Annotated in this window: 26 protein-coding genes; 20 read left to right on the forward strand and 6 right to left on the reverse strand. The window is 37.6% G+C overall.

Annotated elements, in window-relative coordinates:
• Positions 1-26: 26 nt before the first annotated feature.
• The gene (locus NV377_RS16520) at positions 27-509 is read right to left on the reverse strand and encodes a hypothetical protein (protein WP_258201900.1); all 483 of its coding nucleotides are present in this window, start codon (positions 507-509) and stop codon (positions 27-29) included.
• Between the two features lie 450 nt (positions 510-959).
• Here NV377_RS16520 and NV377_RS16525 point away from each other — a divergent pair, with 450 nt between their 5' ends.
• Positions 960-1,265, forward strand: a complete 306-nt coding sequence (locus NV377_RS16525; protein WP_258201901.1) for a YunC family protein — start codon at positions 960-962, stop codon at positions 1,263-1,265.
• Between the two features lie 67 nt (positions 1,266-1,332).
• Here NV377_RS16525 and mtnA read toward each other — a convergent pair whose 3' ends face one another.
• Positions 1,333-2,388 carry an S-methyl-5-thioribose-1-phosphate isomerase gene (mtnA, locus tag NV377_RS16530; protein WP_258201902.1) on the reverse strand — a complete coding sequence of 352 codons (1,056 nt, stop codon included), beginning with the start codon at positions 2,386-2,388 and terminating at the stop codon, positions 1,333-1,335.
• Positions 2,389-2,489: 101 nt separating this feature from the next.
• On the reverse strand, positions 2,490-3,710 hold the full coding sequence (mtnK, locus tag NV377_RS16535; protein WP_258201903.1) for an S-methyl-5-thioribose kinase: 1,221 nt from the start codon (positions 3,708-3,710) through the stop codon (positions 2,490-2,492).
• 157 nt (positions 3,711-3,867) lie between these two features.
• Between mtnK and NV377_RS16540 the strand changes: the two genes are divergently transcribed.
• From NV377_RS16540 to NV377_RS16570, 7 genes are all read left to right on the forward strand, one after another.
• A complete protein-coding gene (locus NV377_RS16540; protein WP_258201904.1) occupies positions 3,868-4,467 on the forward strand; it encodes a DUF1802 family protein in 600 nt (199 codons plus the stop codon).
• Between the two features lie 284 nt (positions 4,468-4,751).
• Complete coding sequence (gene sufC / locus NV377_RS16545) at positions 4,752-5,531, forward strand: Fe-S cluster assembly ATPase SufC (protein ID WP_258201905.1); 780 nt, start codon at positions 4,752-4,754, stop codon at positions 5,529-5,531.
• Positions 5,532-5,552: 21 nt separating this feature from the next.
• Positions 5,553-6,860: a Fe-S cluster assembly protein SufD gene (gene sufD / locus NV377_RS16550; protein ID WP_258201906.1), complete on the forward strand. Its 1,308-nt coding sequence runs from the start codon at positions 5,553-5,555 to the stop codon at positions 6,858-6,860.
• Positions 6,857-8,083, forward strand: a complete 1,227-nt coding sequence (locus NV377_RS16555; RefSeq protein ID WP_258201907.1) for a cysteine desulfurase — start codon at positions 6,857-6,859, stop codon at positions 8,081-8,083. Before sufD ends, NV377_RS16555 begins: the two co-directional genes overlap by 4 nt.
• Complete coding sequence (gene sufU / locus NV377_RS16560) at positions 8,070-8,492, forward strand: Fe-S cluster assembly sulfur transfer protein SufU (protein WP_258201908.1); 423 nt, start codon at positions 8,070-8,072, stop codon at positions 8,490-8,492. Before NV377_RS16555 ends, sufU begins: the two co-directional genes overlap by 14 nt.
• 128 nt (positions 8,493-8,620) lie before the next feature.
• Positions 8,621-10,018, forward strand: a complete 1,398-nt coding sequence (gene sufB, locus NV377_RS16565; RefSeq protein ID WP_258201909.1) for a Fe-S cluster assembly protein SufB — start codon at positions 8,621-8,623, stop codon at positions 10,016-10,018.
• 210 nt (positions 10,019-10,228) lie between these two features.
• Positions 10,229-11,461, forward strand: a complete 1,233-nt coding sequence (locus NV377_RS16570; RefSeq protein ID WP_258201910.1) for a stalk domain-containing protein — start codon at positions 10,229-10,231, stop codon at positions 11,459-11,461.
• Between the two features lie 204 nt (positions 11,462-11,665).
• Here the strand turns inward: NV377_RS16570 and NV377_RS16575 are convergent, their stop codons facing one another.
• Positions 11,666-12,121 carry an ImmA/IrrE family metallo-endopeptidase gene (locus NV377_RS16575; RefSeq protein ID WP_258201911.1) on the reverse strand — a complete coding sequence of 152 codons (456 nt, stop codon included), beginning with the start codon at positions 12,119-12,121 and terminating at the stop codon, positions 11,666-11,668.
• Positions 12,122-12,143: 22 nt separating this feature from the next.
• Complete coding sequence (locus tag NV377_RS16580; RefSeq protein WP_258201912.1) at positions 12,144-12,467, reverse strand: helix-turn-helix domain-containing protein; 324 nt, start codon at positions 12,465-12,467, stop codon at positions 12,144-12,146.
• A 178-nt stretch (positions 12,468-12,645) separates the two neighbouring features.
• Between NV377_RS16580 and NV377_RS16585 the strand changes: the two genes are divergently transcribed.
• From NV377_RS16585 to NV377_RS16595, 3 genes are all read left to right on the forward strand, one after another.
• The gene (locus NV377_RS16585; protein ID WP_258201913.1) at positions 12,646-12,879 is read left to right on the forward strand and encodes an XRE family transcriptional regulator; all 234 of its coding nucleotides are present in this window, start codon (positions 12,646-12,648) and stop codon (positions 12,877-12,879) included.
• A gap of 88 nt (positions 12,880-12,967) precedes the next feature.
• A complete protein-coding gene (locus NV377_RS16590; protein ID WP_258201914.1) occupies positions 12,968-13,219 on the forward strand; it encodes an AbrB/MazE/SpoVT family DNA-binding domain-containing protein in 252 nt (83 codons plus the stop codon).
• An 87-nt stretch (positions 13,220-13,306) separates the two neighbouring features.
• Entirely contained in the window at positions 13,307-13,507 is a 201-nt protein-coding gene (locus NV377_RS16595) for a hypothetical protein (protein WP_258201915.1), read from the forward strand.
• Positions 13,508-13,516: 9 nt separating this feature from the next.
• Here NV377_RS16595 and NV377_RS16600 read toward each other — a convergent pair whose 3' ends face one another.
• Positions 13,517-14,311 carry a hypothetical protein gene (locus NV377_RS16600; protein ID WP_258201916.1) on the reverse strand — a complete coding sequence of 265 codons (795 nt, stop codon included), beginning with the start codon at positions 14,309-14,311 and terminating at the stop codon, positions 13,517-13,519.
• Positions 14,312-14,551: 240 nt separating this feature from the next.
• On the opposite strand from NV377_RS16600, the gene NV377_RS16605 reads away from it, so the two are divergent.
• From NV377_RS16605 to NV377_RS16645, 9 genes are all read left to right on the forward strand, one after another.
• Positions 14,552-15,157, forward strand: a complete 606-nt coding sequence (locus NV377_RS16605) for a DUF1492 domain-containing protein (RefSeq protein WP_258201917.1) — start codon at positions 14,552-14,554, stop codon at positions 15,155-15,157.
• 399 nt (positions 15,158-15,556) lie between these two features.
• On the forward strand, positions 15,557-15,739 hold the full coding sequence (locus NV377_RS16610; protein WP_258201918.1) for a hypothetical protein: 183 nt from the start codon (positions 15,557-15,559) through the stop codon (positions 15,737-15,739).
• 28 nt (positions 15,740-15,767) lie between these two features.
• Positions 15,768-16,169, forward strand: coding sequence for an HK97 gp10 family phage protein (locus NV377_RS16615; RefSeq protein ID WP_258201919.1), 402 nt, complete (start codon positions 15,768-15,770; stop codon positions 16,167-16,169).
• Positions 16,170-16,173: 4 nt separating this feature from the next.
• Complete coding sequence (locus tag NV377_RS16620) at positions 16,174-16,599, forward strand: phage tail terminator family protein (RefSeq protein ID WP_258201920.1); 426 nt, start codon at positions 16,174-16,176, stop codon at positions 16,597-16,599.
• Positions 16,596-16,769, forward strand: coding sequence for a hypothetical protein (locus tag NV377_RS16625; RefSeq protein ID WP_258201921.1), 174 nt, complete (start codon positions 16,596-16,598; stop codon positions 16,767-16,769). Before NV377_RS16620 ends, NV377_RS16625 begins: the two co-directional genes overlap by 4 nt.
• A complete protein-coding gene (locus tag NV377_RS16630) occupies positions 16,770-18,101 on the forward strand; it encodes a phage tail sheath family protein (RefSeq protein ID WP_258201922.1) in 1,332 nt (443 codons plus the stop codon).
• 1 nt (position 18,102) lies between these two features.
• Positions 18,103-18,570, forward strand: coding sequence for a phage tail tube protein (locus NV377_RS16635; RefSeq protein ID WP_258201923.1), 468 nt, complete (start codon positions 18,103-18,105; stop codon positions 18,568-18,570).
• A gap of 48 nt (positions 18,571-18,618) precedes the next feature.
• Positions 18,619-19,038, forward strand: coding sequence for a phage tail assembly chaperone (locus NV377_RS16640; protein ID WP_258201924.1), 420 nt, complete (start codon positions 18,619-18,621; stop codon positions 19,036-19,038).
• Between the two features lie 328 nt (positions 19,039-19,366).
• Positions 19,367-21,949 carry a phage tail protein gene (locus tag NV377_RS16645; RefSeq protein ID WP_258201925.1) on the forward strand — a complete coding sequence of 861 codons (2,583 nt, stop codon included), beginning with the start codon at positions 19,367-19,369 and terminating at the stop codon, positions 21,947-21,949.
• Positions 21,950-21,954 lie beyond the last annotated feature (5 nt).

Consider the following 21,954-nt stretch of genomic DNA (forward strand, 5'->3'; position numbering starts at 1 on the left):
TGAAGTCACTAGATAGGCTATTTTTATTATGCTTCAATATAATCTTCGATTTCGATTAAGCGGAAAGTATATACTTGTTTTTCATCGACATGATAAACCGTAATTATTTGATCCTGCTCATCAATATTAATGACTCGACATGGGATACTTAACTTAATTCCCAGACCACGATTAACGATAAGGCGGATTAGCTTATTCTTTTCTTTACATTGTCTAAAAACTTCTAAGCCTAATTCATATTCACTATTGGAAGTGGTGGTTGTATTAGTATTTGAAGTAGTTGTTTGAACCGGAGATTCAACAACGACAGGAATAGATTTCGTGGATTTAGCTTTTGCTTTTCGTTCTGCTATAACTTTACCAAGATCAATACCTGAAGTTATTTTGTAATCTATGAAATTAGCGTTGTTCAATTGTTCAATCAACTGTTGTAACGCGATTGCGTGATGTTCATTTTCAATTAAAATTTCAACATTAAAAAGAAACGAACTTTGTTGTGTACTTGCCATCTTAAATTCCTCCGCGTCACTTGATTAATATACTATATCATGAATTATTATATTTCTGTAGTCCTACTTAAAGAACTTCGTTTGATAAAAGGTCAGGGTATAAAGTCATGACTCATTATTATGTCAAGCTACTAATTGAGTCTTTATTGATAGTTTATGAGGAGTTTACAAAAAAAAAATATTTATAATGGAAAATCTTAAAATAATTGTATCTAAAGTTTACGCATTCATTGAAGTAAAGGATACTCTATATGTTGGAATAAACTTGATCAATTGAAATAACACTCTCTATAACTCTTTGGTTACCGGTTTTGGTAACGAAGTTATGAAATAGATTCATCTCAATAATTGTGCTAGGCATATGCTACATAGGTTGTTAACTTACAAGCTTATTGTGCATATAGTAACTTACGTTAACAATACCAATGAACTACGAGAGGTGCATACAGTATGATTAAGATGATGCCGTTTCAATTAAGTAGTGGTGCTACAGTTATTGGTACGGAAGTAAAGTTACCGAAAACAACGTTGTTATCCATTTCTACAGATAATGGCTATATAATGTGTGGAGCACTTGATGTGAGTTTGCTGAATGATAGGCTTAAAGATCGGGCAATTGTAGCAGGGCGGGCTGTAGGTGTACGCACACTAGAAGATCTTATGGATGCTCCATTAGAATCGATTACACATGCAGCTGAGGCACTAGGTATAACTGTTGGGATGAGAGGAAAAGATGCGCTCGAGAAGATGTTATAGTAGCTGTAATATGTAAAAACCCATTAGCCAATGAGTTGGCTAATGGGTTTTAATAATAATTATTTGATTAGTTACTGAACAACTTACGAAGATTTTCTTCGAATGGAGCTGTAACAATACCTTTTTCAGTGATAATACCTGTTACATATTCATTAGGAGTAATATCGAATGCTGGATTGAACACTTTCACACCTTTAGGTGCAGTACGTTTGCCAAATCCTTCCGTTACTTCTTCTGCTGGACGTTCTTCAATCGGAATCTCACTACCTGTTGGTGTATTCAAGTCAATTGTTGAAAGTGGACAAGCAACATAGAATGGAATGCCATGTGCTTTAGCAAGAACTGCTACACTGTACGTACCAATTTTGTTTGCTACGTCACCATTTGCAGCTACGCGGTCAGTACCGACAATTACAGCATCTACCCAACCTTTAGACATAACCATACCAGCCATATTATCGCAAATTAGCGTTACATCAATACCGGCTTCATGCAATTCGAAAGCTGTTAGGCGAGCACCTTGAAGTACCGGACGAGTCTCGTCAGCGAATACGCGAAGGTTCATACCGCGCTCTTTGGCAAGATAGAAAGGAGCAAGAGCTGTACCGTATTTTGCAGTAGCAAGACCACCTGCATTACAGTGAGTAAGTACACCCATATCTTCTTTGAAAAGAGATAGAGCATATTCACCGATTTGACGGTTAGTTTCTTCGTCTTGCGTTTGAATAGCAATCGCTTCTGTTTCAAGTGCAGTTTTGCAATCTGCAAGTGAGAATCCTTGAGCCATATATTGATCAGCAGCTGCTGTCATGCGGTCTAATGCCCAGAATAAGTTAACAGCAGTTGGACGCGAAGTTGCCAAATATTTAGAAGATTCATGTACAGCTGAAATCCATTGTTCAGTAGAATCTGCATGTTGACTTGCAATGACAACACCATATGCTGCAGCAATACCGATCGCAGGTGCACCACGAACTTGCATCGATTGAATGGATTCCCAAACACTCTCTTTTGTCGTTAATAATAGATAAACAATTTCTTCAGGAAGTAGACGTTGATCAAGTAGATCAATCGCTCCATCTTTCCAAATTACAGATTGTAGTCCAACATATTTTTCAGTCATAATAATAATTCCTCTCTACTCATGTTCTATATCTCTAGTTGCCTTTTGTACATGTTCAAAAAGTAGGCTATCGAAAGCCGAGAAGATGCATGACTTCGTTATTAAAGTCCGCTTTTTGAACTACCTTTTTTAACTATTTGAATGAGCTCATCAATCGATTGAATAGAACGATTACGAATAATCAATTCAGTACCAATCGTTAAAGCTTTACGTTGTGCAATGTTACGTGCAGCGTTATCTGGAATTCGATCAATATCAGCGACATGAGCGAGTCCAACGATGCGACGTACCATCTTCGCTCCCGCGAAACCGACAGTATCTTGAAGTAAACGTTGCATATAGTATGCCTTATATCCATTAGCTTCATTAGCGATACGGTCAACACCACGTTCATTCCAAAGTGTTAAAAATTTATCTTGGAATTGATTCCAAATGGAAACAATTGTATCAAGTAAGTTGTTGCGGAAAGCTTCACGTTTATTTTCATCAGCAATCCAATGTTCTTGACCAGCATAATTTAATATTAAGTTAGCGAATACTGCTCCGATATCAAAGCCCATTGGACCATAATAGGCGAATTCAGGGTCGATAACTTTAGTAGAATCTTGTTTAATGAAGATACTACCTGTATGAAGATCACCGTGAAGTAATGCTTCAGCCTTCGTAAGAAATTTCTCTCTTAGAATAGCTACTTCAAGATGAAGCTGATCATTGCTCCGTAGTGCAGCTGCTGCGTCTTCAATCGCTTCTTCGTAACTATTGTTAGCAGATACTGTATACGGGTCGTCAAAGATTAAATCCTCAGTGATTTTGCATAGATCAGGGTTAATGAAGCTTTTCACAAGAAGCTTTTTATCTTGTTGATTCATTCCTAGATCAGATGTTAGAAATAGCGTATTTGCCATAAAAGTGGATATATGATCTGCGAACAGTGGATATTGATTACCTTCTATTATTCCTTGGCGCATAATGATATGATCGCTCAAATCCTCCATAATCGTAAGCGATAGTTCTTGATCGTATTTGTATACTTGAGGAACTAATCCAGGAGCAAGCTTACCTTCAAGTATTAGTTTTTCACTTTCGATGCGAGCACGGTCAAGTGAAAGCGGCCAGGATTCGCCAACGACTTTAGCATATGGAAGTGCTTGTTTCATAATTAAACTCTTGCCACTCACGCCATCTGTAATATGAAAAACGAGGTTCAAGTTTCCATCGCCGATTTCTTTACAATGCAATGAAGCATCCGCAGGGAAAAACTGTTCAATACCGCGAGCAATTTCTATAGCTTCTTGCTCTGTTAAAGGATGATATGATGACATACCCTCCACCTCCATTATCAATATCGTTCATACACCATAACTTATAGTATAATAGATATTACTACTGCGTGGAATATGTAATTTATTATTCCTAGTAAATTTATATGAATTTTCAATGATTTTACAACATGTGAAGTAGAAAGGAGTAATATTGACGATGCCAACAGAAAATACACCTGTTGCTTTGAAGGAATGGGCAGTTACAGTAGGAGCGTTATTGCAGGGAGATTTAATATTTGTTATGCGTAAAGGTGGAATTGTCGAAGAAACAAGAGATTTTGAACTAATATCTCCGCAATTTTACTTAATGCCTGCATATGAGCATCAAAAGGAACATCTTCTGAAGGAAGCTTTTCAAGGTAGAATAGCAGCAACGATGGCTGCGTGGACCCCAACGCAATCACATATGAAGCTTGAGGGATATGCAAAAGTTATTGAAGATATTGAAATAACGAGTGAAGACCAGCTTCAATCTTTGCGCGATTTACATATATGGACAGATGAATTTGCAACAGAACGACTGAAATGGAAGAAGAAAAATCCACTTCATCTACTAATTATGCGTGTATATCGATTAGAGAATCCGGCAATGCCGCCTATGCGTGCTCCATACATGGGTTGCAAATCATGGGTGAAAATTGAGGACGAGCTTACTGAGAGTAACTTAGTTCCTGTACTGACGGATGAGCTATTTGAGAAAAAATATAATGAAATTAAAATAGCACTTGAAGAGGTAGTTCAAAACAGTCACTTGTGATCACGGTGATTCGCTGGCACAGTCCACGTCGAAGCTGCCATTCATCGGAAGTCCGGTATGAGTGTACCTAACACGTACACTTGCGTTTCCTCCTTCTACAAGTAGCGCTCCATCTTCTCGGTTCTTAAAGAGTACTTTTTGAACTTGTATTAAAGAGGTATAAATTTGGATAAACACGCTGACTCATTGATTTATACTTAAAACTAAATTATAATGATTATTGAGAATCAATGAGAATCAATAAACTTTTATGTTGTTAATAACCTTTGGAGGGATAAAATATTATGTCGACGCATTTTGTCATCGATGGTCTTAAAGCAGAGATCGAAGGAAAAGAAATACTTAAAGGAATTAACCTTGAAATTAAAGGCGGAGAAATCCATGCGATTATGGGACCTAACGGTACTGGTAAATCAACATTGGCTTCTGCTTTAATGGGACATCCTAAATATGAAGTAACTAGTGGCGGCGTTTCACTTGATGGTGAAGATGTACTTGAAATGGCAGTTGACGAGCGTGCTCGTGCAGGGCTGTTTCTTGCAATGCAATATCCATCTGAAATTTCTGGAGTAACTAACTCTGACTTCCTACGTAGCGCAATTAATGCTCGTCGTGAAGAGGGTAGCGAAATTTCACTTATCAAATTCATTCGTCAAATGGAAGCAAAAATGAAAGAACTTGAGATGAACCCTGAGTTCGCTCACCGTTACTTGAATGAAGGCTTCTCTGGTGGTGAGAAAAAACGTAACGAAATTCTTCAAATGATGTTGCTTGATCCAAAATTAGTTATTCTTGATGAGATTGACTCTGGTCTTGATATCGATGCACTTCGTATCGTAGCTAATGGCGTGAATGCAATGCGTTCTGAAGAACGTGGATTCTTAATTATTACGCATTACCAACGTCTACTTGACTATATTACTCCTGACTTCGTCCACGTAATGATGCAAGGTCGTATCGTGAAATCCGGTGGTCCTGAACTTGCACAGCGTCTTGAGAAAGAAGGATATGACTGGGTTAAAGAAGAACTTGGCATTACTGATGAAACGGTTGGCCAGGCCTAATCGGAGAAGGAGGCATTTGCAATGAGTACACAATTAACTTCTCCAACCGATCGTCAATCTGCGGAGACATTAGCTCGCACTAAGGGTGAACCTAGCTGGCTAGTTGAACTTCGTGGTAAAGGTGCTGAACTTTCAACAACTTTACCATGGCCTAAACCTGAAAAGGTGAAAATCGAACGCTGGAATCTTTCGGCGGTTGGACAATATGAAACAACAACAGCAGTTAACTCCATTAGTGAGCTACCTGCATCTGTACAAGAATTGATTGCAGAAGGAACTGAAAACTTACTTGTTCAAAAAAATAGTGGCGTTGTATGGTCACAATTATCTGCTGAATTAGCAAGTAAAGGTGTTATCTTCACTGATCTTGAAACAGCATGTAAAGAACATGGTGAGCTAGTTCAACAATATCTTTTCCAAGCGGTGAAGGTAGATGAAGATAAACTTACAGCTTTGAATGCGGCAATATGGAATGGTGGCGTATTTGTATACGTGCCAAAAAATGTTGAAGTTGAACTTCCACTTCAAGCAGTTCTTTTCAATGACAATGCAGAAGCAACTTTTGCTCCACATATCGTAATCGTTGCTGATGAGAATAGCCGAGTAACTTATGTTGACTCTGCAGTTTCTATTAAAGAATCTGTAACAGCTAACTTTACTCATCCAGCTATTGTAGAAGTTTTCGTTAAAGCAGGCGCACAAGTTCGTTTTGGAACTGTACATGCTTTATCTGATAACGGTGTTGATCTTTCTCTACGTCGTGCAATTATTGAGAATGATGGTCGTATTGAGTGGATTATCGGAGACTTGAATGACGGTAATACTGTTTCTGATACGAAATCTGTTCTTATGGGCAGAGGATCATCTTCCGATGCGAAAATTATTAGTGTTGGACAAAATAAACAACAATTGAGCTTAACAACGGGGGCTGTTCACTTCGGTAAAAGTTCTGATAGTAACATGGTTACTCGTGCCGTTATGCGTGATTCTTCAACGGCAATCATTAATGGTATTACTAAAATCGAACATGGCGCTACAAAAGCTAACGGTGTTCAAGCTGAGAAAGTTCTTATGCTTAGCCCGAAAGCTCGTGGTGATGCCAATCCGATTCTACTAATTGATGAGGATGATGTAACTGCAGGTCATGCGGCGAGTGTCGGTCAGGTTAACCCTGAACAAGTATACTACCTAATGTCCCGTGGTATTACGAAGGAAGACGCTGAGCGTTTGATTATACATGGATTCTTAGCTCCAGTCGTGTCAGAAGTTCCAGTTGAAGCCGTTCGTGATCAATTGCAACGTCTACTTGAAAGGAAGCTTCAAGGATGAATATAAATGCGATACGGGAACAATTTCCGATATTGCATCAAGAGATTAACGGGCATCCACTCGTTTATCTAGACAGCGCGGCATCTTCTCAGAAGCCGCGTTCAGTCATTGATGCGGTGAGTAGATATTATGAACTTGATCATGCGAATGTGCACCGTGGTGTACATTCATTGGGATCTCGTGCAACAGATGCTTATGAAGGTGCTCGCGAGAAGGTCGCGAAGTTTATTAATGCTCCTTCACCAGAACAGATCGTATTTACAAGAGGTACGACAACTGCTCTTAATCTAGTAGCTTCTAGCTATGCTCGCTCTGTATGTCGTGAAGGTGATGAGATTGTGATAACTCAAATGGAGCATCACAGTAATCTTATTCCTTGGCAACAAGTAGCAAAAGCAACAGGCGCAACGTTGAAATATATTCCTCTTCAAGCTGATGGAACCTTTTCTATTGCTGATGCCGAAGCTACGATCACAAGTAACACGAAAATTGTTTCTGTTACTTATGTATCTAATGTGCTTGGATGTGTAAATCCTATTAAAGAGCTTGCTGCAATTGCTCATCGTAATGGTGCAATTATGGTTGTCGACGGAGCACAAAGTACACCTCATATGCGTGTAGATGTGCAAGATCTTGATGTTGACTTCTATGCATTCTCTGGTCATAAGATGTGTGGTCCAACGGGAATCGGTGCATTGTATGGTCGCCGTAACTTGCTTGAGAATATGGAGCCAATTGAATTTGGCGGTGAAATGATTGATTTCGTAGAGTTGTATGACTCTACTTGGAAGGAAGTCCCTTATCGTTTTGAAGGGGGCACACCTATTATTGCTGGTGCTGTCGGCTTAGGTGCTGCAATTGACTTCTTAGAGGAAATCGGAATGGAAGCCATTGATGAGCATGCAAAGCAATTGACCAAATATGCTTATGATGTATTGTCTAACGTAGATGGCCTAACGATATATGGTCCTAAGCAGGATCGTGTTGGATTAGTAACCTTCAATCTAGATGAAGTGCATCCTCATGATGTAGCAACAGTGTTAGATACGAAGGGTATTGCTGTACGTGCAGGACATCATTGTTGTCAGCCGCTTATGCGTTGGCTTAATGTTTCTGCAACGGCAAGAGCAAGCTTCTATGTATACAATACAACAGATGAAATTGATCAATTAGTCGAAGCATTAATTCAGACAAAGGAGTTCTTCGGCTATGGAATTGAATGATTTGTATCGTCGTGTCATTATGGATCACTATAAAAACCCACGTAATCGTGGAGAAATGCAAGACGAGTCAGTAGCGATTCAACTTAACAATCCTACTTGCGGTGATCGTATTTCCCTGCAATTACAGCTTGAAAATGGTGTTGTAACTGATGCCAGATATACTGGCGAAGGTTGTTCGATTAGTATGAGTTCAGCATCAATGATGACTGAAGCCGTAAAAGGCTTAAAATATGAAGAAGCACTTGCTCTTGCAGAACGTTTCTCTTCATTAATGAAGGGTGCCGACGAAGAGTTCGAGGAGCTTGAAGATATTGAAGCTCTTTCTGGTGTGAATAAGTTCCCTGCTCGTATCAAATGCGCTACGTTAGCTTGGAATGCACTTCGTAAAGGTATTGAATCTCAGAAATAATTCGATATTGAAACATTTAGAAGCAATATCGAACTTATGATATAGATCGTAGAATAAACCTCACTTTTTATTATAGAGTCGAGGGCAACAAGATTTAAAAGAAGTACATTAAAGGAGTGTGACGGAACATGGCTAAGTCAATGCCAGAAATGGAAGATTATAAATATGGTTTCCGCGATGAGCATAAATCAATCTTTCAATCAGGTAAAGGTCTAACAGAAGAAATCGTTCGCACCATTTCTTCTATGAAAGACGAACCTGAATGGATGCTTGAATTCCGCTTGAAATCGTTAGAGACTTTCAACAAAATGCCAATGCCTACTTGGGGCGGCGATATGTCTGATCTTGATTTTAATGAAATTCAATACTATGTAAAACCTTCTGAAAAGCAAGGTAAAACATGGGAAGAGGTTCCTCAAGAAATTAAGGAAACTTTCGACAAACTAGGTATTCCAGAAGCCGAACAAAAGTATCTAGCTGGTGTATCCGCTCAGTATGAATCTGAGGTTGTATATCACAGCATGCAAGAAGATCTGGAGAAACAAGGTGTAATTTTCACAGATACGGATACTGCACTTCGTGAATATCCAGAAATTATGAAGGAGTACTTCGGTACAATTATTCCTCCAAATGATAATAAATTCGCTGCATTGAACAGTGCTGTATGGTCTGGTGGTAGCTTCATCTATATTCCAAAAGGTGTACAGTGTGATGTACCACTTCAAGCGTACTTCCGTATTAACTCTGAGAATATGGGACAATTCGAGCGTACATTAATTATTGCTGACGAGGGTTCATCTGTTCACTATGTTGAAGGATGTACAGCTCCAGTATATAGCACGAATTCTCTACACTCCGCAGTAGTAGAAATTATCTGTTTGAAAGATTCTCGTGTACGTTATACTACGATTCAAAACTGGGCTCCAAACATTTATAACCTAGTTACGAAGCGTGCTGTAGCTGATGAAAATGCTTCTATGGAATGGGTCGATGGTAACATTGGGTCTAAGCTAACGATGAAATATCCTGCGGTTATTCTTCGTGGTCGTGGCGCTAGAGGTACTGTTCTTTCTATCGCTGTTGCAGGTAAAGGTCAACTTCAAGATGCTGGTGCGAAAATGACTCACTTAGCACCTGATACAAGTTCTACGATTATTTCCAAATCCATCTCTAAACATGGTGGTAAAGTATCTTATCGTGGTCTTGCTCACTTTGGACGTAATTCTGATGGAGCAAAATCTAATATTAAATGTGATACATTAATCTTAGATAATCTTTCAACTTCTGATACTATTCCTTATAATGAAATCTTGAATGATAACATCATTCTTGAGCATGAAGCAACAGTATCGAAAGTATCTGAAGAGCAATTGTTCTATCTGATGAGCCGTGGTCTAAGTGAAGACGAAGCGACTCAAATGATCGTAATGGGCTTTATCGAGCCATTTACGAAAGAACTTCCAATGGAATATGCGGTTGAGATGAACCGTTTGATCAAGTTCGAAATGGAAGGTTCAATTGGTTAAGAGTCTACAAGCGTTGTTATATCAGCGTTTCTAGGTTGAATATATAGTGGTGGAAATAGGTTATGCCGATTTCGTGCCAACTCATATTTTTCTAGTAGTGAAGAAGGTGAACTTTAATGTTCGCCTTCTTTTTTTTATGAGAAAATGAAATTAAAAAACACCCAATACTAGTGATTAGTGGTAATATGTAGTAAATGAGGAGGGGAATGCATGTTGAAAAAAAGTCTAATAGCTCTAATATTAATTACTATGGTATTTGGTGCTACTTCTGTATTTGCTCAAGACAACATCAGAGTATTTATTAATGGAAAGTTATTAAATCTACCGATTGATCCAGTCATTGAAAAAGGAACTACGCTTGTTCCGATGAGAAGCATCTTTGAATCTCTTGGTGTTACGGTGAATTGGGATAAGACAACTCAGACAGTATCAGGTAAATACAAGGGTGGAGAAATTAAACTAACGATAGGTAAATCGGTAGCATATGTGAATGGAAAAACAGTGTCGCTTGCTGTTCCTGCAAAAGTTATCAAGGGAAACACTGTGGTTCCACTAAGATTTGTAGCAGAATCGTTAGGGAGTAAAGTGGAATGGAGAGCTTCTGTTAATAGTGTACTTATTTCAACAGGGGATTATGTGTATCCAAAAGACTTTGGAATTGTTGAATCGAAAGAGCTTTATACGGTCAACGGAACTGGGAAATACTCTGGTTATAAATTGTTGAAAGGTTATCCTGATGCAGATAAGTACTTGATATACTTTAAAGGGGACAAAAATTCATATTCAGTCACCACTGAAGATATAAGAAATATTGATTTGAATAAAATGATCACATGGACTTATAATGGAAAAACTTACAAAACCTCAAAGAAAGATTTACATAGCTTTTTTGTAGATTCTTCGAAGTTCAAAAATTATTTAGGGTCAACTAATTATACCTTTACTGTTGACTGGTATATTAGCACCTTTGGGGATACTTATAGTGAGTGGTTAACTGGATTTGGATTCGAAAATGATGCAGCTAGGTGGGTTGGAGATTATTTCGACCAATTCGAGCCAAAATCCGGAAATAATGTGGGTCCAGAATCCTATGTTGGAAATCATGAAGAATATGTTCATGAAGAAACGATAATTATTAAAGAACCTACGCCAATTTATGAAGAAGAAACCAAACCAATTATTAAAGAAGAATATGATGATACGTGGGTAAGCGAGCAAGAACTCGAAAGTATGATGTTAGTTGCTTATAGATATCCTGACAGTATTCTAATTTATGATGTTCTTGACAATAAAAAGGTATTAGTTCACGAAATTAATAACGTGCCCCGTGATTCGAAGATCGGAGTAGTTTATGAGGGCGATGGTGTTAGGTACAAAATAGGCGAGCACAATGAAATATATTTCAATCGAGATGATTTAGTGAAGATTGGATTATTTGGATAAAAGCAAACAATTTTTCAGGCGCTCGAAAGTGAGCGTCTTTTATTTTTTCAGAAAGCTAAAGTATAGGTGTCTACTATAGTATTTATCTCAAAAAGATGGTCAAGTATCTTGACGTGATTTGAAAATCATTCCTTTACACCAAAAACAGAACAAATGTTCTGTTTTTGGTGTAAAAAAAACACCTTGCTAAAGTAAAACGCAAGATTACAGCTTACATATACTTAGTGGTTCTAAATACAGAAGGTAATTTTGATAGGTGATATATAAACCGTTTTTTCGTTGATAATGATCGATTGTTTGTTGTAGAAACTCTTCAGTTACCTCAAGCCACTCAGCAATGCTGTGTCGCCCCTCAATGCCAGCTTGTCCAGCTTCTACTATTCTAGATAAAGGAATGAGATATTCGTAACCCCAAGAACGAGCGCGATACTCTTGCTTACAATTTCGAATATCTTTCTGATTAAGTATATTTCCAGTAGATGTATGATAATGTCCAAGTTCTTCAGACAAGATACAAGCTTTTTCTATTGAAGTGTGAATTTGTTTATTAATACAGATTACACTATCTTTATAAAGTCCTTTTAATTTTTGAGGCATGAGTTTCTCATAGGTGTAAATTCCTTGCTGCTCTGCCTCAAGTAGCAGATTATCATAAGTCAAATCGACTTCACCTCGGATGCGATTAGTTCTCAGTTCTTTTGGATCTTACAAATTTCTTGAAAGCCTCTATTTCATCAAGTTCCTCTTCTGACCATTCTTCTCCATCATGATGAGCTGCGATTGTTTCATGCTCGTATGATTCACCATTAGCAATAGCTTCTAATTCTTCTACAGTTATACCAAGTGCTTTACATACTTTGATAACATTTTCTACAGCGGATCTGCCAAAGCCGCGATCCAACATAGAGCGTAAAGTTGTATAAGGTAATCCTGCTTTCTCAGCAAATACCTTAGTGTTTAATCCGCTTTGTTCAATGAGTTGCTTTGCTGCAGCAGCTAACTTCACTTTAAACCCTCCTTGAAAATCATACGGAATTCCGTACATTCAACTTTAGTATATACTCTTTATATTCAATTGTAAATATTCAATATCGCACTTTTTTCCTAAATATCAGTTGACTACATACGAAATTGAGTATATAGTGAAGGTGTAATACGAAATTGAGTGTTTCGGAGGTGTTTGGATGTTTCGGAATTTGGAAGCCGAGATGGCGAGAAATGGCGTTAATAAGGGGGACTTCGCCAAATTCCTAGGTGTTAGGTATGCGACAGTTATAGATAAGACAAAAGGAAGAAATAGATTTTACCTTGATGAAGCGAGCAAGATTCAACGCCATTTTTTCCCGAATTGTACAATTGAATATCTATTCGAGCAAGACAATCACAATACACCTATCTCTATGAAATCGCGGAATTGAAAAAGGCTATCGAGGGTTAGGAGCCTCAATAGCCAACGAACATAAATAACTTACAAATAGTGTATCACTAGCAAAAGGAGAATTCAATATGAAGGCTACAGGAATTGTTCGTCATATAGACGATCTAGGTCGTATCGTTCTACCGAAAGAGCTTCGCCAGACCTATGATATTAAAGAGGGAGATCCACTTGAAGTCTTTGTTACTGATAAAGGAATTATGCTTCGCAAATATGCACCTGGCTGCAAGCTTTGTGGTAGTAAGGTAAAACTGTACTTACTTGAAGGTAAGAAAATTTGTTTGGAGTGTCGAATAAAAATTGGTCGTACTTTTGGGAGATAGCACCACTTATGTCTATTTCAATTAATATAAGTGGTGAAGTCGCTACAGGATCTTAAAAAATGATAAGGGTGAAATGAGGGAGTTCAAATGGATGTAGTTCAGAAAGCTTTAGCAAACATGAAGCGGTTTGAAAAACTCAATCCGAGTATTGTTAATGCAATAGAAGAAGGAGTTCTGGTAGCTTTTTATGATGCTGAAACTAGTAGGGTAATTACTAAAGAAGTGGTAGAAGGTACGTTAAAAGTACAGATCATTAAGGGATCCTATTTTATTCCAAAGCATAATTAATTTTGTACCTTATATTAGCCTGAGTGTAAGCTCTTTAATGTCTGATTCAGATAAATTGTTATTAGACTTGTCCTTTATATATTGCAATGCATCTTCAAAATTAATAACTTCAGGTGAATTCTCATGAACATATTGATTAAACAAATTTTTAATTTCTATTTGATCGTTATATCTAATTTTGGAGAGAGTAAAAGAAGAGTTTTTCGAATTGATCTGAGACTTTAAATCTATGATATCGGTCTGAATATCATCAAGCATTTCTAGTATTAAGCTTGAAGCTGACACTTCTGTAGCTTCAATTGTAACGGATTTAAAGTCACCAAAGCTTTTCAGAAACGGTGAATGATCAGCGTCTTTTACTGAATCTAAGTAAGTTCCTATTACTTTAGTTAATAGTGTGTTCTTAAAATCAACTATTTTGCTAAATCTCAAATCTCTAGGGTAATCAATATGCTCAATAACACCGGTATCAAATGAGTAATTGGTCTTGTCATCTTTAACAATTATGGTTGGCTTATCAAAGGCAAGCCTCATTCCGAGTTCGAACATTACGTTTGGGTTTTTGCAGCTTACATCACAAATAACTATATCTGAATTGTACAGACCTTGGACAATTCGTTTATGTATTAAACCAACACTGTTTGATTCGCTAACTATTTTAGTTTCAAATTGATAACCATCTACATCATTTAGAGCTGAGATAATTATATTTTTAACTTCAGCCCAGTGTTCTGGCTTACAATTATCAATTTCTGCAATAGGCATTACTAAACCAACGTTTATTTTAATCATGTCTTTAGCCATATGAACCTCCGCATAAATTTAGTTAATAACAATATTTTACCATTTATTGATGTTTGTAGTCTATGAATAGTTGATAAGGCGGACAGGAAGTGCAAGAACTACAAATTAGCTTTAGTCAACATAGAGCAGATATTAACTGGATGCCGAAGTGAAGCATCGCAATATCAATAGTTAGATGTTATTTGTTACAGATGTTGTACAACAATTCTATAAAATAAAAAAATAAGGAGAGTGGTCAATATGACTGAACAACAAGTGGTTGAACAATTGAGCAACTATAAGAGGTTGGTTGCACGAAAGCGAGTGCTTGAAACATATTCTGTTGGTGCAGGTATAACGATCAGTAGGCTTAACCAAGATGATCAATTGCAGGAACTACATCATAAGCTTAGAGGAATGCCAAGTCATATGTATTTGTCTAAGAGAGAGCAAAAGCTAGAGTCAGTAGCTCACAGCTATCTTGAACATTATCCTGCTGGCGTACGAAGCCAAGAAAAAGCGATTCCCACGATAGGCAATGATGCTGCGGATACAAAGTTACTTAAGGAGCTTAAGCAAAAGATTGAAAAAGTTGTTGCTGCTAGAGGTTATGAGATAAGAGATGATATTGATGCAGTACTTGACAGAGTAGCAGAGTTACAGAACTTACAAGAGGATATCCAGAAAATAGATAATATAATTGAGGCACTTGAAAATTACAAGCCCGAGTATGCCGAGTTACTTCGCCATCACTATTTGGAACGAAGAACTTGGAGTGACGTAGCATTTGAGATGAACATCTCCAAAGATGTATTTTATCGACGTAGAAAAAAAGCGATTTTGGAATACGCAAAACTAGCGAATTAATAGAGAATGATATACGAACAATCATATGAAATTCCATGTTAAGATGATATTGTCAAGCGAATTAGAAATGAGGAAAAGTCGTCCATCAATTGGGGCGGCTTTTTCTGTTACCTCTTATTTCATAGTTTGATAATATGGAGTATACATCTTGGAGTACGAAAAACTAGCGAATGAATAGAGAATGATATACGAACAATGATGTGAAATTCCGTGTTAAGATGATATTGTCAAACGAATTAGAAATGAGGAAAAGTCGTCCATCAATTGAGGCGGCTTTTTCTGTTACCTCTTATTTCATAGTTTGATAATATGGAGTATACATCTTGGAGTACGAAAAACTAGCGAATGAATAGAGAATGATATACGAACAATGATGTGAAATTCCGTGTTAAGATGATATTGTCAAACGAACTAGAAAATAATAAAAAGTCGTCCATCAATTGGGGCGGCTTTTTATTATGTCGTCTTTTCAGTACTGAAGACGTTAAAGAACAGGATGCCCTAGATGTAATCGGGATAAATGAGAAGATGAACGGAGGGATGGTCATGAAAGAAGACAAAGTGACAGCATTTATCAATTGATTATTTTGACTGAAAAGGATTGGGCGTAATGACGAAATTGGGAAACTTCGATTTTCGTGAATTCGAAAAGTATCGTGACAATCTTAAAGCAATGGAAACAGCGGTACCAGGTTTTGTAGAAGAATGTGTGCAGGAACTAGCAGAAAGATTATTGGCTAAATCAATCGCTCGAACTCCAACGGATCAGAAAGAAGTTCGTAGAGGCTGGACGATTGGCAAAGTGAGTATGACATCTAATGGTGCTAACATTGAATTGTTTAACGCTAATGAAAATTCGTCCTTTGTGGAATATGGGCAACGATTAGCTAATGGTCGAGGTTGGATAGAAGGCAAGTTTATGATGACTATCTCATTAGAGGAGTTGGAGCAACAAATACCAACTATTTTAGAGAAGAAAATGAAACAATTTGTAAAAAGGTTTTTGGGGTGAGGTCATGCAAGTCACTATTAATGATGTACGGTACGCAGTCAATGATGCACTTGAATTAGCATTTCCTGATATACCAGTATCTAATGAGGAGATCGGTGAGGTTATCGATTCACCTTATTTTTATGTGCGATTGTTGGAACCTACATTAACTCAAGAGCTTGGAAGAAGATACAAAAGAAATCTTCCATTTGTTATTCGTTATTTTGGGTCTGATCATACTAGCGATGAATGGTATGAAATGGGCGAGAAATTAACAACAGCACTGAAATGGATTACAGTAGCTGAAGCTCAGTATTTGGGACAAGGAATGAGTTTTCAAATTGTAGATGAAGTCCTGCAATTTTTTGTAACGTTCAGTATGCTCGTTTATGCTCAACAACCAAATGACGCTAAAATGCAAAGACTTGAGCAGGAGGAATATGTTATATGAGTAATAAAGACAAGGATGCGTTATTTACTAAAACGCAATTTTTGAGTTCCAGACAACGTCCTGGGCAAGAGAAGGACATACTTGCAAGTGTTTTGGAAGATGGTAAGCATTACACGATTGCAGAAGCGGAAAAGGCTATCCAATCGTATCTAATAAGGAGTGTGAAGTAAGTGGCTGGTGGAAAATGGGAAGTTCAAAATAAAGTAAGACCGGGTGTTTATATTAAATTCAAAGCAAAACCTCAACCTCTTGGTAATCTAGGAGATCGAGGAATTGCAGCATATCCAGTAGCATTACCTTGGGGAGATCCGACAAAGGTCATCGTATTAGAGTCATCTGAATTTGTAGAGAAGGCAGTTGAACTTATCGGATTCAAAGCAACAGATGCACGTATTCGTCATATTGCTTCTGCTGTTAGTCATGCAAGTAAAGTGTTGCTCTATCGTTTGGGCGGTACAGGTGCTGGGAAAGCAACTGCTACTGAGGGGAATCTGACTGCTACTGCTAAGTGGGGTGGAGTACGAGGTAATGATCTAAAAGTTGTCGTTCAAGCTAACATTGATGAACCAACTCATTACGATATTATTACGCTTCTTGAAAGTGATGAACTGGATAGACAAACTGTTGCTACAGTTGAGGAGTTAGCGGACAATAATTATATTGTATGGTCAGGAACTGGTGAAATTACTGCTACAGCAGGAATTTCTTTAACTGGGGGTACAGATGGTACTTCTAGTGGAGCTGATTTCTCCGCGGCGCTTACCGCATTTGAAGCATACCAATTTAATGTATTAGGAGTATCGCTAGATGATACTTCAAGTAAACAAATCGCAATTGCATACGTAAAACGTCAACGCGAAGAAGAAGGTAAAAAAATTCAGGCCGTATTGATTAATCAGCCTTCTGCTAACTATGAAGGAATTATTAGTTTGCATAACGGCATCATTACTGCTGATGGACTACAAGTGTCACCTTCTGATCTAGTATGGGAGATTGCTGCAATGCAGGCTTCGGCTAATATTAATGAATCTCTTACGTATAGCGCAATTCCAAATGCAGTTGATGCATTCCCACGTTTAACGAATAGCGAAACCATTGCTGCGCTGAAAAATGGTCAGTTAGTTGTAACGGCGCTTAATGGTACAGCAGTTATTGAGCAGGATATTAATACGCTTAGTAGCTTTACAGCAGATCGTAGTAAAGCATTCAGTAAAAACCGCGTAATGCGAATTTTAGATTCTATTGGTAATGATGTGAAACGAATTTTCGAACAGTTTTACATTGGAAAAGTGAGTAATAATGCAGATGGTCGAGCACTATTAAAAGGTGAGATTGTTTCGTACCTTGTTACACTTCAAGGTTTGGGAGCTATTCAAAACTTTGATAGTCAGACAGATGTATCTGTATCTGCAGGAACAGACGTAGATGCTGTTGTTGTTGAACTGAGTATTCAGCCAGTAGATAGCATCGAAAAAATCTATATGACAGTGGAGGTGGTCTAGTATGACGTTTTTTAAGGAAACAGATGCATTAAGTGGTAAGCAGGCCAAAGCTTATGCGATTATCGATGGTAGAGTAGAAGAATTGTTCTATGCAAAGGCACTTGAAGCAACGATTGAAAAGAACAAAGTGGATGTGCCAGTGCTAGGAAAGACAAATACCGCTCAACGCGCTGCAGGTTGGAGTGGCTCAGGTACGTTAACTGTGTACTATGTAACGTCAGTGTTCCGTCAGTTGATGCGTACTTATATTCAAACAGGTCGTGATTTCTGGTTTGAGTTGATGATTGTCAATGAACAACCCGGTAGTGACACTGGCAAGCAAGTAACCTTCTTGAAAAAATGCAACCTGGATAGTGTTATTGCTGCACGTTTTGACGCATCTAGCGATGATATGCTAGAAGAGGAACTTCCGTTCACATTTAACGATTATGATATTCAAGATCAATTTTCAGAAATTTCGGGTGCCTAATTAGGCGCCCTTTTCTTTTAATCAAATAACCTTTGGAGGTAATAAATTATGAGTTTACAAGATTTTTTTGCACAAAATGTGCAAGCTGAAATTACTGAGGATTGCATTATTTCGGAGCGTTTCAAGAGTGATGCTAACGAACCTATTAAATGGAAGCTGAAAACAGTAACGGAGAAAGAGAATGAAGCTATTCGTAAATCTGCTACTCGTATCTCTAAAGGTAAAAATGGAGCCCGTATTCAAGAGATTAATCAAGAAGAATATGTTGGGAAACTAGCTGTAGCAAGTGTAGTTTATCCTGATCTACAAAATGCCGATCTACAAGCTTCATATAGTGTATTAGGTGCAGATACATTACTTAAAACGATGTTGTTATCAGGCGAATATGCTACATTACTGGAAAAAGTTCAGAAAATGAACGGATTTGACCAAGACATTAACAATTTAGCAGATGAAGTAAAAAACTAATTAGTGAGGGTGATGCAGAAGCGAATTATGCATATTACGCCCTCAATGAGTATCATGTAATGCCATGGGACTTTGAAGCTCTCGATCCTTTTCGAAAAGCTGCATTAATTGGCTTTATAAGAGTGAGAATTGAATCGGAACGTAAGGAACGGGCGAAAATGAAAAAACGATAGATTTTTCACCTTATGCTTTTGGTACTGTACTCTTGATGATAACTATAAATGAGCTCTAGAAGTTAATCTAGAGGCTCGTTTATAGTTTTTCTTATCAAAAATACTAGACTAATAAAAGTAACATTTTATTGATCTTTTTTATGAGAAAGGAGGACATGATGGCTACAATTAGCACTTATATTAAAATGATGGATCAATTTTCTAAACCAATAAAAAGTGTAAGAGACAAAGTTAACAAAACTGTTGTCGTGATGGGAAAATTGAGAACTGCGGTGGAGCGACCTGCAAAACTCAATATCAATACGACAAATGCACATAATAAATTATCTGTAATACAGGATATGATCCAAGGTACAAAAATCAACATTAACTTTAATGCTACAGAAGCTGTTCATAAAGCAAGACTTTTGAAAGACCTATTGCAAAAACAATTAATCGATATCAAGGCATATATACGCGTAGAGCTTCCGGCATCACTCACTGTTTTGTTTACTAATTTACAACGATTAGTGCTGAAGCTAATTGCCTCAACAAGACGTATGCAAGGATCGGTTGGCGACAACTCGCAAAAAGCATGTTGTGATACAGATCAAGATAAAAATCCAGTATCAAAGTTTAAAGATCTATTTGATGGATTGAATCAGATGTTTCAACCGATTAAAAGTATATTTGGTGGAATGAACAAAATGTTACAACCGGTTAGAAGTATATTCGGTGGAATGAATAAAATGTTGCAGCCTGTTAGAAATTTATTCAGTGGAATGAGCAAAATGCTACAGCCGGTTAGAAATGTATTCGGTGGAATGAACAAAATGTTACAGCCAGTTAGAAGTATATTTGGTAGCTTAAATAGAATGTTACAACCGGTCAGAACTACATTCGGTGGATTGATTAAAACGCTACAGGCGGCTAAAAGTATACTTAGCAGTGGATTTAAGACAATGTTTCAGGGGGTAAAAAGTAAACTCAGCGGCGCATTGCCAAAACTACTTCCGGGAAAATCGGGTTCGTTTTTAATGGAGCAAGTAGCAAAACCACTAGTTAGTACGTCCATTGGCGGGGCAATGAAACAGCAGCAGACAGAGGATATGTTTATTGCAAAAACTGGTAGTGCCGAAATGGGAAAAGGAATGTTCGAGAAGTTTAAGTCTGAGGCTCTTGCTGCTGGTCAAGATGTAAATCAAACATTGCAAAGTTCACTGTCTTTTTTACCAGAAGTACAGAATGTAGATCAAATTTCTCAACTTAACGAATTGTCTCAACGTATGGCAGCTTTCGATATTTCAGGTAACGGCATCGAAGGAGCAGCTTCTGCTTTGAAAGAAGCGTTGAATGGTGATGCCTCTTCATTAGCTAATAGTCTCAAGATGTCTCCTGCGGATATGAGTAGTTTTAAGATAGAAGATCTAGCTCAATCAGGCAATGTGGATGGTTTAATTAGCGCATTTGATCAAATGCTCGAAAAACAAAACATGGGTAAAGATGCTTTCGCAACTATGATGGCTAGCCCAATAAAACAAGTGGAAACTCTTAAAGGCAACTTAAATTCTGCATTAGCAGATTCAGGACAGCAAGCAGTAACTGCTTTTATGCCATTAATTACAATGCTTAATACTGCTTTTCAAGAAGGTAAGTTTCAACCATTCTTCGATTTGATTAGTGGTGGATTGGCTTTAGTAGCTAGTGTTGCAGCATGGGCCGGTCAATTAATAGTAGATAATATTGATACAGTTATTAATATTCTAATTGCGCTTGGAATAATAGCGCTCGTTGTTGGAGCATCTATGTTGATTTCATGGATTATGGCAGTATGGCCTATTCTTTTGTTAATAGGTGTAATTGTTGGGCTTATCTCACTATTGAATTACTTTGGTGTTTCTACGGAGCAAATTGTCGGTTTTGTCGGTGGTCTCTTTATGGCTCTTGTAGCTTTTATATGGAATCCGATAGCGTTACTATGGAATATGATTGTTAGTTTTGCTGAATTTCTAATTAATGTATTTATTGATCCTATCTATTCGATCAAAAAACTAATTTACGATCTTGCAATGGAGTTTGGCGGATTTATGTATAACATGATCCTCTCAGCAGAAGACTTCGCTGGAAGCTTTATGTCAACAATATTGTCAGCAATAAATGGAGTGCTGGGTGGCTTTAACAAGTTGAGTGCAGGAATACTTAAACTTACAGGAATTGATCTAGGACAAGTTGCGTTATTTGATGAGACTAATGTTAATGCAATTAGTGACGGATTTAAAAACATTATGGATCAGATGCAAGAGCCTGTAAAAACTAAGGGAACTGTAGATTTCTCGGGAGGAAAAGCAAGTCAATTAAATATGAGTGATCAGTTTGACAAAGGTTTTGATGTAACATCTAATGCTTTTAGCGGAGTGGGGGATGCATTAGGAAAAAGTACTGATTTTAGTTCATTTGGTAATGACCCCTCGAAAAGTTCTATGTCTAATATCGGAGGTATGGGTGACATTAATAGTGTCGGTGAAGTCGGTGAAGTTGGAAAAATCAATGACACGGTTGACATTAGTAGTGAGGATTTGAAAATGATGCGTGAATTGGCAGAAATGAAGAACATTCAAAACTATGTTTCTTTGACACCATCAGTGAGCTTCGGCGATACGCATGTTCGTAATGAAAGTGATATTAATACGATTGTATCAAAAATAACTCAAAAGCTAGAGCAAGACATTGCATCTTCTGCAAATGCTGTATATGGATAAGAGGT

The organism is Paenibacillus endoradicis (assembly GCF_024721975.1).

Coding starts and splice junctions, on each gene's coding strand:
- NV377_RS16520 (WP_258201900.1), bottom strand. CDS start 509: ATGGCAAGTACACAACAAAGTTCGTTTCTTTTTAATGTTGAAATTTTA.
- NV377_RS16525 (WP_258201901.1), top strand. CDS start 960: ATGATTAAGATGATGCCGTTTCAATTAAGTAGTGGTGCTACAGTTATT.
- mtnA (WP_258201902.1), bottom strand. CDS start 2,388: ATGACTGAAAAATATGTTGGACTACAATCTGTAATTTGGAAAGATGGA.
- mtnK (WP_258201903.1), bottom strand. CDS start 3,710: ATGTCATCATATCATCCTTTAACAGAGCAAGAAGCTATAGAAATTGCT.
- NV377_RS16540 (WP_258201904.1), top strand. CDS start 3,868: ATGCCAACAGAAAATACACCTGTTGCTTTGAAGGAATGGGCAGTTACA.
- sufC (WP_258201905.1), top strand. CDS start 4,752: ATGTCGACGCATTTTGTCATCGATGGTCTTAAAGCAGAGATCGAAGGA.
- sufD (WP_258201906.1), top strand. CDS start 5,553: ATGAGTACACAATTAACTTCTCCAACCGATCGTCAATCTGCGGAGACA.
- NV377_RS16555 (WP_258201907.1), top strand. CDS start 6,857: ATGAATATAAATGCGATACGGGAACAATTTCCGATATTGCATCAAGAG.
- sufU (WP_258201908.1), top strand. CDS start 8,070: ATGGAATTGAATGATTTGTATCGTCGTGTCATTATGGATCACTATAAA.
- sufB (WP_258201909.1), top strand. CDS start 8,621: ATGGCTAAGTCAATGCCAGAAATGGAAGATTATAAATATGGTTTCCGC.
- NV377_RS16570 (WP_258201910.1), top strand. CDS start 10,229: ATGTTGAAAAAAAGTCTAATAGCTCTAATATTAATTACTATGGTATTT.
- NV377_RS16585 (WP_258201913.1), top strand. CDS start 12,646: ATGTTTCGGAATTTGGAAGCCGAGATGGCGAGAAATGGCGTTAATAAG.
- NV377_RS16590 (WP_258201914.1), top strand. CDS start 12,968: ATGAAGGCTACAGGAATTGTTCGTCATATAGACGATCTAGGTCGTATC.
- NV377_RS16595 (WP_258201915.1), top strand. CDS start 13,307: ATGGATGTAGTTCAGAAAGCTTTAGCAAACATGAAGCGGTTTGAAAAA.
- NV377_RS16600 (WP_258201916.1), bottom strand. CDS start 14,311: ATGGCTAAAGACATGATTAAAATAAACGTTGGTTTAGTAATGCCTATT.
- NV377_RS16605 (WP_258201917.1), top strand. CDS start 14,552: ATGACTGAACAACAAGTGGTTGAACAATTGAGCAACTATAAGAGGTTG.
- NV377_RS16615 (WP_258201919.1), top strand. CDS start 15,768: ATGACGAAATTGGGAAACTTCGATTTTCGTGAATTCGAAAAGTATCGT.
- NV377_RS16620 (WP_258201920.1), top strand. CDS start 16,174: ATGCAAGTCACTATTAATGATGTACGGTACGCAGTCAATGATGCACTT.
- NV377_RS16625 (WP_258201921.1), top strand. CDS start 16,596: ATGAGTAATAAAGACAAGGATGCGTTATTTACTAAAACGCAATTTTTG.
- NV377_RS16635 (WP_258201923.1), top strand. CDS start 18,103: ATGACGTTTTTTAAGGAAACAGATGCATTAAGTGGTAAGCAGGCCAAA.
- NV377_RS16640 (WP_258201924.1), top strand. CDS start 18,619: ATGAGTTTACAAGATTTTTTTGCACAAAATGTGCAAGCTGAAATTACT.
- NV377_RS16645 (WP_258201925.1), top strand. CDS start 19,367: ATGATGGCTACAATTAGCACTTATATTAAAATGATGGATCAATTTTCT.